16 protein-coding genes are annotated in these 11,875 nt (G+C 50.4%); 14 read left to right on the top strand and 2 right to left on the bottom strand.

Annotation, left to right across the window (positions count from 1 at the left end; genetic code table 11):
- The first annotated feature begins 2 nt into the window (after positions 1 to 2).
- Positions 3 to 626 carry a hypothetical protein gene (locus LN341_RS08590; protein WP_234203040.1) on the top strand — a complete coding sequence of 208 codons (624 nt, stop codon included), beginning with the start codon at positions 3 to 5 and terminating at the stop codon, positions 624 to 626.
- A gap of 48 nt (positions 627 to 674) precedes the next feature.
- Here LN341_RS08590 and LN341_RS08585 read toward each other — a convergent pair whose 3' ends face one another.
- The gene (locus LN341_RS08585; protein WP_234203039.1) at positions 675 to 1,283 is read right to left on the bottom strand and encodes a sugar O-acetyltransferase; all 609 of its coding nucleotides are present in this window, start codon (positions 1,281 to 1,283) and stop codon (positions 675 to 677) included.
- A 185-nt stretch (positions 1,284 to 1,468) separates the two neighbouring features.
- Here LN341_RS08585 and LN341_RS08580 point away from each other — a divergent pair, with 185 nt between their 5' ends.
- The 10 genes from LN341_RS08580 (at position 1,469) to LN341_RS08535 (ending at position 8,029) form a co-directional block, all read left to right on the top strand.
- On the top strand, positions 1,469 to 2,329 hold the full coding sequence (locus LN341_RS08580; RefSeq protein WP_234203038.1) for a hypothetical protein: 861 nt from the start codon (positions 1,469 to 1,471) through the stop codon (positions 2,327 to 2,329).
- 26 nt (positions 2,330 to 2,355) lie between these two features.
- Positions 2,356 to 2,955, top strand: a complete 600-nt coding sequence (locus LN341_RS08575; protein ID WP_234203037.1) for a DUF6151 family protein — start codon at positions 2,356 to 2,358, stop codon at positions 2,953 to 2,955.
- 120 nt (positions 2,956 to 3,075) lie between these two features.
- Positions 3,076 to 4,143: an endonuclease/exonuclease/phosphatase family protein gene (locus tag LN341_RS08570; protein ID WP_234203036.1), complete on the top strand. Its 1,068-nt coding sequence runs from the start codon at positions 3,076 to 3,078 to the stop codon at positions 4,141 to 4,143.
- A 95-nt stretch (positions 4,144 to 4,238) separates the two neighbouring features.
- A complete protein-coding gene (locus tag LN341_RS08565; RefSeq protein ID WP_234203035.1) occupies positions 4,239 to 4,838 on the top strand; it encodes a DJ-1/PfpI family protein in 600 nt (199 codons plus the stop codon).
- Positions 4,839 to 4,841: 3 nt separating this feature from the next.
- Positions 4,842 to 5,591, top strand: a complete 750-nt coding sequence (locus LN341_RS08560) for a PhzF family phenazine biosynthesis protein (RefSeq protein WP_234203034.1) — start codon at positions 4,842 to 4,844, stop codon at positions 5,589 to 5,591.
- Positions 5,592 to 5,655: 64 nt separating this feature from the next.
- Positions 5,656 to 6,072: a GNAT family N-acetyltransferase gene (locus LN341_RS08555; protein WP_046221352.1), complete on the top strand. Its 417-nt coding sequence runs from the start codon at positions 5,656 to 5,658 to the stop codon at positions 6,070 to 6,072.
- A 28-nt stretch (positions 6,073 to 6,100) separates the two neighbouring features.
- Positions 6,101 to 6,595, top strand: a complete 495-nt coding sequence (locus tag LN341_RS08550) for an ATP-binding protein (RefSeq protein ID WP_234203033.1) — start codon at positions 6,101 to 6,103, stop codon at positions 6,593 to 6,595.
- Positions 6,596 to 6,600: 5 nt separating this feature from the next.
- Positions 6,601 to 7,047, top strand: a complete 447-nt coding sequence (locus tag LN341_RS08545; RefSeq protein WP_234203032.1) for a VOC family protein — start codon at positions 6,601 to 6,603, stop codon at positions 7,045 to 7,047.
- Entirely contained in the window at positions 7,047 to 7,463 is a 417-nt protein-coding gene (locus tag LN341_RS08540; RefSeq protein WP_234203031.1) for an NUDIX hydrolase, read from the top strand. The genes LN341_RS08545 and LN341_RS08540 overlap by 1 nt, the downstream gene beginning before the upstream one ends.
- 77 nt (positions 7,464 to 7,540) lie before the next feature.
- A complete protein-coding gene (locus LN341_RS08535; protein ID WP_234203030.1) occupies positions 7,541 to 8,029 on the top strand; it encodes a GNAT family N-acetyltransferase in 489 nt (162 codons plus the stop codon).
- Here the strand turns inward: LN341_RS08535 and LN341_RS08530 are convergent.
- Entirely contained in the window at positions 7,992 to 8,858 is an 867-nt protein-coding gene (locus LN341_RS08530; protein ID WP_234203029.1) for a LysR family transcriptional regulator, read from the bottom strand. The two genes, LN341_RS08535 and LN341_RS08530, sit on opposite strands and share 38 nt — an antisense overlap.
- Before the next feature lie 155 nt (positions 8,859 to 9,013).
- On the opposite strand from LN341_RS08530, the gene kynA reads away from it, so the two are divergent.
- The 3 genes from kynA to kynU are packed head-to-tail and all read left to right on the top strand — an operon-like array spanning position 9,014 to position 11,784.
- Positions 9,014 to 9,892, top strand: coding sequence for a tryptophan 2,3-dioxygenase (gene kynA, locus LN341_RS08525; protein ID WP_046221323.1), 879 nt, complete (start codon positions 9,014 to 9,016; stop codon positions 9,890 to 9,892).
- A complete protein-coding gene (gene kynB / locus LN341_RS08520) occupies positions 9,885 to 10,514 on the top strand; it encodes an arylformamidase (protein ID WP_234203028.1) in 630 nt (209 codons plus the stop codon). Before kynA ends, kynB begins: the two co-directional genes overlap by 8 nt.
- 28 nt (positions 10,515 to 10,542) lie before the next feature.
- On the top strand, positions 10,543 to 11,784 hold the full coding sequence (gene kynU / locus LN341_RS08515) for a kynureninase (RefSeq protein WP_234203027.1): 1,242 nt from the start codon (positions 10,543 to 10,545) through the stop codon (positions 11,782 to 11,784).
- Positions 11,785 to 11,875: the final 91 nt, after the last annotated feature.

Raw genomic sequence — 11,875 nt, 5'->3', positions numbered from 1 at the left:
TCATGAAATACGACAGTCAGTACTATATTTTGAGAGAAAACCACGAGTCAAGCGCATATATGTTAGATATGGCGGAGAATTCTGATGAAGGGTTAGACCATTTAATGTCTCTATGGTCTTTGAAAAATCATGTTCTTGGCCCTGGCGTTGTTGAAATTACAGAAGGTAATTGCGCCAAATTTCAACCTTGTGACTATCATGAAACCGCAGAACAATTGGTTTCTGAAAAATTCAGACAAGTTCTTGCACCGTTTAATTTACCAGGCGTAGATTTTTATCAAACCAATATCGTCAATGGTGATAAAATTTGGTCAGAACACTATTACATGCATATCTGGAATCATCATCAAGCGATTCATAAGAAACGCAGTGAAATATCTGGAACCTATGTCGGTGACAGGTTTACTCTATTGAAACTGTCGCTAGATGAAGAGGTGCTGGATCAAGTGCCTTTAGAAAAAAGATTGGTTTTTCGATTGAGAGAAGACCCAACTTTTCTGTTTCATGAATCTGTCGTTGCAGCCCTCAGAGCCGCTGACCTTAGTGGTTTAGACTTTCGCCGTGTCGATAGCTGGTCGATCGGATCTGCCTTTGAAGACGACGATGATATTTATGACGATTTGTAATAGAGAAAACAATATCCGTTGTCAGCAATGATGTTTAAGGATGGACATTTACTCTTTTAACCCTAATTGCTGATATAACGCCTGAATCTCCTCTTCTGTAGGTAACTGACCATGATCGATGCGTCTGAGAACCTTGCATGGGTTACCGGCAGCGATCACATTTGAAGGGATGTCTTTCACCACGATACTGCCTGCGCCAATCACTGTGTTATCGCCAATCGAAACCCCTCCGAGCACAATGGAACCAGCACCAATCCACACATGATTGCCAATCGTGATGGGATCGCCACAGGCATAGGGTTGTACCCGTTCTGATAACAGCACCGGATGGCCAGCCGCACAAAGCTGAACGTTTGGGCCTATCAGCACATGGTCGCCAATCGTGACGGGTGCAATATCCAGCACAATCAGACCGTAATTGATAAAGCCGTCTTTGCCAATCGAGAGGTTGCTGCCCATGTCGCAGCGAAAGGGCGGTTCGATATGTGTGCCCTGGCATTGTTTGAGGATCTTGTTCAGGATGTCTTGCCGTTTTTGCTGCTCACTGGGGCGCGAGTGATTAAAGTCGTACAGCAATTCTCTGCAGGCGATTTGATGATCAATTAACGCCTGATTGATGAGCAGTTTGGTACTGAAATCGTTGAGCTTATCTGGCATTGATGTGTCTCTTTCACTGGCAGGTTGTAACACTATAACTGAGGACAACCAAAATGTGTCTGTCCGGGATAAGTTGAAATCGTCGAGTTGAGGAAATGTGCATTGACGCACATTAACCTTAATATCATGCGATGTTATGCATCATGATTGTTATAGTGAGTTCTTCTGAGTAGCGAGAATCTGATGTGTTATCTATCTTATTGTATTTTATTGCTTTAACGCTTGCTTTTGATGGTGCCGCTTCATCGAATCAGTTGCAGTTGCCTGAATGCGAAATGACGGACGTGGTAGATACCCCGATTACCTTTTTTGTGTCGAAAGAAGCAATGGAGGATTATTCACCGTTTGTCAGGAGCGGTATTATCGATAGTTGGATACAAACATCTAACCAGATTCTGAAAAACTCCTGCGTGCCTATGCGCCGTACATTTCATCAGATTGTGGTTGCTGATGAACTGAATCTTGCAGAGTTTGATGAGATTACACTTGTCCATGATTTGCTTGAGTATCATCACTTTGATCTGATTGAGACGTTCGCGTCCAGACCCAATCATTTTTACGGCGTGTTGTTCAGCACTAAGCGATCTACAAACACATTACCGGAACAGTGCGGTATGACATATGTGGATGTTTATCCTCAGTTCTTTATTGCTGATTTAGCCTGTAGCAGTGACATACTTGAGCATGAGCTAGGACACCTGGCCGGTGCCGAGCATGATATAGATACTCTCTCAGGTCAGATAGATGTGCGAATAGATGAATTGAAAGAGACCACGGCATCACATCAGCAACACGCATTCCGGCCATACGCATTTGGCTATCGATGTGGCGGGAAAGGTACTGTGATGGCCTATGCAGATGAGTGGCTTCCTGTTTATTCAAGCCCGGATATTACCTACAAAGGAATAGCATGTGGCGGTGAAAAGTTTGCGAATAATGCAAAGCGTCTGAGAGAGTATGCCTTACAGTTGCAAGAGCGGATGGTGTCGGACTTGAATGCCAGTATGGCTGACGTCAAAGCAAACCCATCAGCGACAACACAATAAATCTCATTGATCAGGGAGAAAGCAGCATGGCGACAATTCAGCTGAGATGTGAATGCGGTCAGATACAGGGAAAAGCAGAAGTGCCCGCGCCGTCGTCTGGCAACCGCGTGGTGTGCTATTGCAAAGATTGTCAGGCATTTGCCGAGCAACTCTCGCCCGAACGGATACTCACGGCACATCGGGGCACGGCGATTTTTCAGCTCAGTCCGGCCAGCGTGCAATGGACAAATGGCAGTGAGCATATTCGCTGTTTACGGTTGTCACCGGAAGGCTTATTTCGCTGGTATGCCGGATGCTGCAAAACGCCTATAGCAAACACCCTCAAGCCTGGTTTTCCTTTTGTAGGCTTGATTGAAAAAGTGATATCAGCGCAAGACAGAACGGAGGAGCGGCTTGGCCCGGTCCGGGCGCATGCCTACCCGCAACATGCCAATCCGCCATTACCTGAAGACATACTGCGCAATAATCGCGTCTGGCCCATGATGATTCGCGTATTGCTGAAAATTTTGGGCTGGAAACTGACCGGAAAAGGACGGCCGAATCCCTTTTTTGATCGTCATTCTCAACCCATGAGTCAGCCAGAGATTGTGAGTACAAAAAAGCTGAAGCATGATGAGACATTGTGACGCTGAGCTGGCGGAAATATCCCCAGTGTAAAAAACACCTTCTAAACTCAATACTTAGGGCAGGAAGTAATGACTTTCTGCATGGGCGAATGGCGAGTGTTGGGTTTCAGAGCAAATGTTATGGTTGATGCGCTAACGTTTCTGACGTTGTTACTTGTTATAGCCACACTGTTGCCTTTATGGCGACACCCGCACTGGCTGGTGCGCGGCTGGGATTTTCCTCGTTTGCAACTGGCGGTGTTTGCGTTGTTTTTGCTGGTGGCTAATGCTTTTGCTCACGCCCATTGGCTGGTCACGTTGTCGTGTTTTGTGTGTCTGGGCTGGCAGTTGTGGTGGATTTTGCCTTATACGCGGCTCTGGCGTCAGGAAGTGAAGACGGCGAACGGTGAGAGCGGGCATAGGCGGTTGCGCATCATCACAGCCAATGTGCTGACCCCGAACCGTCAGGCAAATAAGCTCATCACATTGGTGCATCAGTATCAGGCCGATGTGCTGGTGACGCTGGAGTCGGACGACTGGTGGCAGTCTCAGTTGGATACGCTTGAAACCCAACTGCCTTATACCATGAAGTGTCCCCTGGATAATCTTTACGGCATGCATGTTTATGCCCGGTTTCCTTTGGAGGATACCAGCGTTGAGTTTTTGATCGAAGACGACGTGCCTTCCATGCATGCGTTGCTGGTGCTTCCCTGCGGCGAAAAAATCAGAATGCATTTTCTGCATCCGGCACCGCCCAGCCCGACAGAAAATCCGGCTTCAGCAGAACGGGATGCCGAACTGGTGCTGGTGGCACGCAGCGTATCTGGCAGTACACAGCCCATTATTGTGACAGGCGATCTGAACGATGTAGCCTGGTCGTCGACCACTCGGCTGTTTCGGAAGATCAGCGGATTACTGGATCCGCGCGTGGGGCGGGGCATGTTTAATACCTTTCACGCCGACTATCCGTTTCTGCGATGGCCTTTGGATCATATCTTCCACAGCCACCATTTCAGACTTAGCCAGATTCAGCGTCTGCCGTCTATTGGATCGGATCATTTCGCTCTGTTTACTGAACTGTATCTTGAGCCGTCTGCCGCCCAAAAGGAAAACGGCCTGCAAGCTGAAGCTGAAGACGATGAGTGGGCGGAAGAGATTATTCAGGAACAGAATGTCAGCGATGAAAAAGTGCCGCGTCCAGGACAATGAAACAGGTAAATTCGGGCTGGTAACTGGCTGTTCAATCAGGGTAATCTGTCTTTCGTTACTCTAGCGTACCATTTTGATTTGCAAAGGATGCTGCAATGAAAATAGCCATACTGACTTTCGAAGGATTCAATGAACTGGATTCACTGGTTGCTTACTCAATACTGAATCGGGTCAAAAGCGAGAACTGGCAGGTGCAGATCACCAGTCCCACGCCGACAGTAACCTCAATGAACGGACTAACCATCTCCGCCCACCAACCTCTGGCGTACGCCAATCAGGCCGATGCCGTCATCATCGGCAGCGGGTCGCTGACCCGGCAGATCGTAGCCGACCAATCACTCATGAGCGCATTAACGCTGAAGCCGCAAAAACAGCTGATTGCCACTCAGTGTTCGGGTGTGCTGCTGTTGCCGGCATTAGGCATTTTGGATAACGCGCCTGTCTGTACCGACCTGACGACTCAGCCCTGGGCGATGGACGCCGGATTAATGGTGCTTGAGCAGCCTTTTCATGCATCCCAGTCGGTCGCAACAGCAGGAGGTTGTCTGGCATCTCAGTATCTTGCAACCTGGCTCATTGCGAAATTAGCGAATGTGGAGGCCGCCAAAAACGCAATCCACTATGTTGCGCCGGTCGGAGAGAAAGAAGACACGGTAAGTCGTTGTTTGTCTGTCGTTGAACCTTATCTGGACTGAAAGATGCACATTTATAACGTATTTGGAAAGCACAAGGATCTGGGCGGTAACCTGATGGCTGTCTCAGAAGTACCGGAAAATCCGATAGATTCCGGTATTCCTGTAATTGTAGTGATGTCGGACAGCGAGCAAGCCGACGTCCGGTTTCGCTTTTTTTATCCCGGTTCCAAAGAAGCGCCAATTTGTGGCCATGCACTATTGGGTGCGGCCAGCCATATTGCTCAGGCGTCGTTTCGTGTTGAAACCGGCACGGGTATCAGCGACGTACAAAAATCCGGAGATGTAGTCAGCGTCAGCATGACCTTGTCGACAGCTGTCTCTCCCGATTTTACCGGTCAAGCTGATCCTGGCTGGTTTGGCCTGGAGGCCAGCCAGATCCTCAAAGCCGGACTCTACAGTGCCGGTAAACCCAAATGGTGTATCGAGCTCAAAGACCTCGCTGCACTGAATGCCGTCCGTTTCGATCTGGATGCACTGGCTAACTGGAATCAGGGGAAAAATTTCAGTGGTTATGTGTTGTATGTCTCCACTGGCGACGGTTGGTATGCCAGAGCCTCTAACCCCTTGTATAACATACCGGAGGACCCGGCTTGCGCGGTATGTTGTGCGGCGCTGCCTTTATCTCTGGAAGAGCCGGCTTTCGTTCACATGGGGTATCCGGAATATCTGAATCTGATTCATCTGGAAGCCAAAGACGGCAAATTATGGGTTGGCGGCAAGGTGTATCGGTGTGAACAGAGCGGAGCCGTCTGACATGGTCGTCAATGACACGAACACCGTTGCAAAACCGGGTGTGGAAAGCGTGGTGATACGCTTGATGGATATCCAAGATTATGACGCCATCATGGCATTGTGGGCAGAAGCTGAAGGACTGTCACTGCGCGACGCCGACTCAAGGGAAAGCATCGCCCGGTATCTGGCGCGAAACCCGGCAACCAGTTTTGTGGCTGAAATTGATGGCAATATCGTCGGCACTGTATTGGCCGGAACAGATGGCCGCAGGGGGTATCTTCAGCATCTGGCGGTGAGTGAAACGCTGAGATCTCAAGGGATCGGACAGCTGTTGGTTGAACAGGCCGTTGAAGGGCTGGCAAGCATTGGGATAGCCAAAACACATCTGTTTGTCTTCTGTGAAAATGCCGCGGCCCAGCGATTCTATGAGCGTATGGGATGGTTTGCACGGGATGAAGTGCGAATGTATTCCTTTAACGCGTCAGACAATCTGAATGTCTGAAAATTAAATGAACCATGAGGAGAAGCGAATGACTGCGATTCCGACCCTGCATTTTATGTGTGGCAAAATGGCGGCGGGAAAATCCACATTAGCGGCACAGATTGCCAAAACGCAACATGCCGTATTGCTGGTGGAAGATGACTGGCTGAGCACCTTATATCCGGAAGAGGTTCGCAGTCTGGCGGATTACATTCAGTATTCCGAGCGGCTCAAGAAAACCTTACAGCCGCATGTTGAGGATTTACTCGGCAAAGGGATATCGGTTGTGCTGGATTTCCCGGCGAATACGGTGTCGCAGCGCCAGTGGTTCGCGGCCCTGATATCAGCCACGGGTGTTGAACACTGTTTGCACTATGTGGACAAGCCGGACGAGGTTTGCAAAGCACAGTTGAAAATTCGCAGCCAAAATTTGCCTGCCGGCAGCCCGTTTACCACGGATGAAGCATTTGATGCCATCACCCGGTTTTTTGAGCCACCCCAAAGCAGCGAAGGCTTTATGATTCAGCAGTATCAACAGGAATGACCCAGATGAAACAAGCCATAGTGCATATTGCGCTGGTCGTCGATGACTATGATGAAGCGATCGACTTTTACGTCAATAAGCTTAAATTTGAGTTGATTGAAGATAGCTATCAATTTGAAAAAGATAAGCAACCAGAACAGGATAAGCGCTGGGTGGTGGTGTCGCCTCCGGGTTCCAACGGTGTCACTTTGCTGCTGGCGAGAGCGTCAAAACCTGAACAGCGCGATTTTATCGGTCATCAGGCCGGAGGCCGGGTCTTTCTGTTTCTGAGCACAGACGATTTCTGGCGCGATTATGAGCGAATGGTCTCTGACGGCATCCGCTTTGTGCGTCCGCCTCAGGAGCAGGATTACGGCACAGTGGCCGTGTTTGAAGATTTATACGGCAACTTGTGGGATTTGCTGCAATTGCACCCGGATCATCCCATGGCGAGAAGAGGAAGAGCAGAATAATGCAAAGGGAAGTACATGATTGCGTGTCTTTTTTGCTGATACGCGGAGAAGAGGTCCTGCTTGAAAAGCGCAAGCTGACCAAAGTGGTTGACCCTGGACTGATGGCCATTCCCGGTGGGCATGTTGAAGCAGGAGAAACCCTGGAACAGGCACTGCATCGTGAAGTTGTCGAAGAGTTGACCGTCACACCCATTGCCTATTTTCCACTGTGTACGCTGTACCATCCCACCACTGAGTTACAGCGGTTGCATTATTATGTGGTCACAGACTGGACGGGTGAGCTGTCGGCACAGGAAGCAGAAGCGGTCATCTGGACATCGCTCCATGAACCGGACGCTGCCACCGTCGAAGCGGATAATATTGCTTTGGCGGAATATCGACGTGTGATTTTACCGCTGTTGAAAGAGCAGTGCTAAAAGAGTAATGCAAAAGTGCAGCGCTGACAGAGCGACAGTAAAACGATTCAGCAGATTGCGTCAGGAAGGGGAAGCGCATGACAATCAGACAGATGACGGCAGACGATGCCGGAGAGGTTGCAGCGTTAGTGAAAACAAGCTTTATGGCGAGTGCGGCAAAGCAACTTGCACCGGCGGGTATTGATACTTTCTTTAAAGTCGCCTCAAAAGAAGCGCTCTTGCTTCGCCTGCAGGAAGACAACCTGATGCTGGTGTATGCGCTGCAGGGTAACATTCTTGGCATGGCGGAACTCAAGCAAGGGGCACACCTGGCAATGTTATTTGTGTTACCGGACTGGCAGGGAAAGGGTATTGCCACCATGCTGCTGCAGGCTTTACTGCCACAAGTGCGTCATGCTGAGCTGACCGTGCGTGCTTCGCTGAATTCCGTCTCTTATTATCAGGCGCAGGGTTTTCAGAAAACGGGGGCGGCGGCCGAGCTTGCCGGCCTGCGATACCAGCCCATGTCACTGACAATGACCAGAACAGTTAAAGCGCCGGCAGATCCGTCCGCTTCAGCGCTTTAGCAAAGGTCACGATGGGCGAATCTGAGCGTTCATCCTTTCGAATCAGGGCTTGCCAGTTCAGGTAGAGCCCTTGCTCTGTAACCCGGGCAGTCCGCAACTCGCCACATTTCAGGTAGGGTTTGATCACCCAACTCGGCATGATGGTTATCCCCATACCCGCTCTGACAAATTCCACGACCGCTTCGGTCACGCCAGCCCGGATGACTTTCGGCGGCAACAGGTGATTCGGGCTGAACAGTTGTTCGTACTCGCGCCCGGGACCGGGTGTGGTGTGATAAGTAATGTAAGTGTCGGCGGCGATTTCCTGCGGCGTCAGCCAGGCTTTGTCGGCATTGGGATGGTCTTTGTGCATCACAGCGATCATTTCATCCCGAAACAGTTTCAGCACCCGGAAGCCCGTCTGGGTCACCGTGCCGGAGACAATCGAAATGTCGATCGTCCCGTTGCGTAAAGCCGTAAACGGGTCGAGAGAGACATCGGGAATAATCTCAACTGAATAGCTGGGAAAGTCCTGATTAAACAGCTTGATGAAAGGCGGTAGCCAATGGTAACCACCGTAGGCTTCATTCCCCACCCGAATCACATGCTCTATCCCTACCGACAGTTTGTCGATGTCGTTTTCAGCCCTTTCCAGCTCGCTGAGAACCACGGTGGCTGAGAGCAGCAGCCGTTTGCCGGCACTGGTCGGAATCAGTTTCTTATGCTGCCGGTAAAACAGCTCAGTATTTAACAATCGCTCTGCTTCACGAATGCGGTGGCTGAGCGCAGATTGCGTCAGACCAATCTGACTGGCCGCTTCCGACACATTCCCTGCCTTTGCCACAGCCATGATCATTTGCAAGTGTCTTGTACTGATTTTTGTAGCCATGATGTATGAAAAAAGTTAATGAGTTTTGAATATTTTATGAAATTTACAGTTAAAAAGGCCTTTCGTAAACTAATAAATGAATGGTCAATAGCCTCTGACAGGCAAGGAAATACTTGATGAACAAAATGGATAAAAATCAGACTGCGCCCACGCTGAAAGTGGACCTGGACAATGAAAAAGTGCATTGGGATCAGGACATGAGCTACGGGCAGTATCTCGCTCTGGGGCCATTACTCTCCTGCCAGCATCCGGTGACCCAACAGCACGACGAAATGTTATTTGTGGTCATCCATCAAGTGTCTGAACTGTGGATGAAGCTTTGTCTGCATGAAGCATATGGGGCGGTGGAGAATATTCGCCAGGATAAGCTGCGTCCAGCCTTTAAAATGATGAGCCGGATGGCACGCATTCAGTCTCAGATGCTGAATGCCTGGGAGGTGCTGGCAACCATGACGCCGGCTGATTATGCCAGCTTCCGCGATGAACTGGGCCAGAGTTCGGGTTTCCAGTCTTATCAGTACCGCGAACTGGAATTTCTGCTGGGTAATAAAAATGAGGCCATGATTCAGGCGCACCGCGCCCACCCGAAATATTACGATCACCTGAAGTCTGTTCTTCATGCACCCAGCATTTATGACATCACGCTGCAGTTGCTGAAAGCACGTGGATTTGATGTGCCTCAGTCTCACCTTGACCGGGACTTCTCCCAGCCTTATCAGGCCAGCGAAGCCATTGAACGTATCTGGGCGGAAATCTACAACAACAGCAATGAATACTGGGATCTTTATGAGCTGGCCGAAAAGCTGGTCGACATGGAATTCAATTTCCAGAAATGGCGTTTCAGCCACATGAAAACGGTTGAGCGCATTATTGGCTATCGTCGCGGTACTGGCGGTACGTCGGGGGTGAAATACCTCAATAAAGCGCTTGAGCTGCAATTCTTCCCTGAATTGTGGTCGGTGCGTACCTCAATTGAGGGGCCGAAGCATGGCTAAAATCTGGGATATTTCGCAAACACTGCGGCCGGGCTTGCCGGTCTGGCCGGGCGATACAGCATTTTCTTCACACTTCCACTGGGAAATGAGCGAGGAATGCCCGGTCAATGTGGGTCAGTTTTCTCTGTCGTGTCACTCAGGCACGCATGCCGATGCGCCTGCGCATTACGATGCTCAGGGGAAAACCATGGAAGCGGTCAGCCTGGATTATTACATCGGCCCGTGTGTGGTGATTGATGCCACCCAGGCCGTCGGCTGGGTCAAACCGCAGGACATTATCGATCAACTGCCGGATCAGGTCGAACGGGTGATTTTCAGAACCTACCGGCAGTTCCCGCACCATGAGTGGCGGTCTGATTTTACGGCGGTAGCCTCAGAGACCATCGACTTACTTGCAGAGCGTGGCGCTTGTCTGATTGGCATCGACAGCCCGTCACTGGACCCGCAGACTTCGAAAACCATGCGTGCCCACAATGCGATTAAACGTCATCGCATGGCGATACTCGAAGGTCTGGTCTTGGATGATGTTCCCGCCGGAGCGTATGAGCTGATCGCACCGCCGTTAAAACTGGATTCACTAGATGCGTCCCCGGTACGCGCACTGTTGCGCAGTGTTGTCTAGTCATCGGATAAATCAGGAGTCATTGAACATGCAAACACTCAACAGAGCCTACTTTGAAGCACTGGATCGCGATGATCCTCTGGCAGCGTATCGAGATCAGTTTGATTTGCCCGCCGGGCACATTTATCTCAACGGTAATTCCCTGGGCGTGTTACCTAAGGCAGCAAAAGAAAAAGCACGGCAAGTGGTGGAAGAGCAGTGGGGGCAGGGATTGATCCGCAGCTGGAACACCCACGATTGGATCCGCATACCGCAGCGGGTGGGAGATAAAATTGCCGGTCTGATTGGGGCTGACGAAGGTGAAGTGATCGTGGCGGACTCCACCTCTGTCAATCTGTTCAAGATGGCGGCGGCAGCGGTAAAACTGAATGCAGGTCGCCATAAGATACTGTCTGAACCAGGTAATTTCCCGACGGATCTTTATATCTTGCAAGGACTGGAACAGTTTCTGGACGGCAAAGTGCGTCTGGTGACTGAGCATCGCGAGAACATTCTGGATGCCATCGATGAAGATACGGCTGTCGTGGTGCTGACCCATGTGCACTACAAGAGTGGCGCCATGTTTGATATGGCGGCCATTACAGCCCGTGCTCATGAAAAAGGCGCCCTGGTGATCTGGGATCTCAGCCACAGCACAGGCGCTGTGCCGGTTGAACTGAACAGGGTGGGTGCTGATTTTGCCATTGGCTGTGGTTACAAATATCTCAACGGTGGCCCTGGTGCACCGGGTTTCCTGTTTGTTGCCAAGCGCCATCAGGCACAGTTGCAGCAACCGCTCAGTGGCTGGTTTGGTCACGCCAATCCTTTTGCGATGCGCGATGACTATGAAGCGGCACCGGGTATTGCACGTACCTTGTGCGGTACCACGCCCGTCGTTGGTGCCAGCCTGCTGGAAGTGGGGGTAGATATCATGGCCTCGGCCGATATGCATCAGATTCGTGAAAAATCCCTTCACATGGGTCAGTTGTTTATTGAACTTGTTGAACAGCGCTGCAGTCAGTACGGCTTCGGGGTGGCGTCATCAAAAGACCCGGCGGTACGGGGCAGTCAGGTCTCCCTGACGCATGAGCAGGGCTTTGCCATCATGCAGGCCTTGATTGCACGCAATGTCATCGGCGATTTTCGTGCACCGAACATTCTTCGTTTCGGCTTCACACCGTTATACGTTCGCTATGTCGATCTGTGGGATTGCGTAGATGCGCTGGTCGATATCATGGCTAACGATCTCTGGGATCAGGCGGCGTTCAAAAAGCTGACCGCAGTAACCTGATACCAGCGGCAGCATTGGCTATGTGTATAGTCAGCTGTACCACCAAAAGCAGTTTCACCAAAAGCAGTTTTACCAAAACCAATAACATTAA

Source organism: Photobacterium sp. TLY01 (assembly GCF_021432065.1).
Taxonomy (GTDB): domain Bacteria; phylum Pseudomonadota; class Gammaproteobacteria; order Enterobacterales; family Vibrionaceae; genus Photobacterium; species Photobacterium halotolerans_A.
Note: the sequence above shows the minus strand (reverse complement) of the source record. Positions and strands in the feature narration are given on the sequence as shown.

Excerpts from the sequence above, each read along its gene's own strand:
- LN341_RS08550 (WP_234203033.1), top strand. The coding sequence starts at position 6,101 with ATGACTGCGATTCCGACCCTGCATTTTATGTGTGGCAAAATGGCGGCG.
- LN341_RS08560 (WP_234203034.1), top strand. The coding sequence starts at position 4,842 with ATGCACATTTATAACGTATTTGGAAAGCACAAGGATCTGGGCGGTAAC.
- LN341_RS08545 (WP_234203032.1), top strand. The coding sequence starts at position 6,601 with ATGAAACAAGCCATAGTGCATATTGCGCTGGTCGTCGATGACTATGAT.
- kynA (WP_046221323.1), top strand. The coding sequence starts at position 9,014 with ATGAACAAAATGGATAAAAATCAGACTGCGCCCACGCTGAAAGTGGAC.
- LN341_RS08530 (WP_234203029.1), bottom strand. The coding sequence starts at position 8,858 with ATGGCTGTGGCAAAGGCAGGGAATGTGTCGGAAGCGGCCAGTCAGATT.
- LN341_RS08590 (WP_234203040.1), top strand. The coding sequence starts at position 3 with ATGAAATACGACAGTCAGTACTATATTTTGAGAGAAAACCACGAGTCA.
- LN341_RS08555 (WP_046221352.1), top strand. The coding sequence starts at position 5,656 with ATGGATATCCAAGATTATGACGCCATCATGGCATTGTGGGCAGAAGCT.
- LN341_RS08570 (WP_234203036.1), top strand. The coding sequence starts at position 3,076 with ATGGTTGATGCGCTAACGTTTCTGACGTTGTTACTTGTTATAGCCACA.
- LN341_RS08565 (WP_234203035.1), top strand. The coding sequence starts at position 4,239 with ATGAAAATAGCCATACTGACTTTCGAAGGATTCAATGAACTGGATTCA.
- kynB (WP_234203028.1), top strand. The coding sequence starts at position 9,885 with ATGGCTAAAATCTGGGATATTTCGCAAACACTGCGGCCGGGCTTGCCG.
- LN341_RS08535 (WP_234203030.1), top strand. The coding sequence starts at position 7,541 with ATGACAATCAGACAGATGACGGCAGACGATGCCGGAGAGGTTGCAGCG.
- kynU (WP_234203027.1), top strand. The coding sequence starts at position 10,543 with ATGCAAACACTCAACAGAGCCTACTTTGAAGCACTGGATCGCGATGAT.
- LN341_RS08540 (WP_234203031.1), top strand. The coding sequence starts at position 7,047 with ATGCAAAGGGAAGTACATGATTGCGTGTCTTTTTTGCTGATACGCGGA.
- LN341_RS08585 (WP_234203039.1), bottom strand. The coding sequence starts at position 1,283 with ATGCCAGATAAGCTCAACGATTTCAGTACCAAACTGCTCATCAATCAG.
- LN341_RS08575 (WP_234203037.1), top strand. The coding sequence starts at position 2,356 with ATGGCGACAATTCAGCTGAGATGTGAATGCGGTCAGATACAGGGAAAA.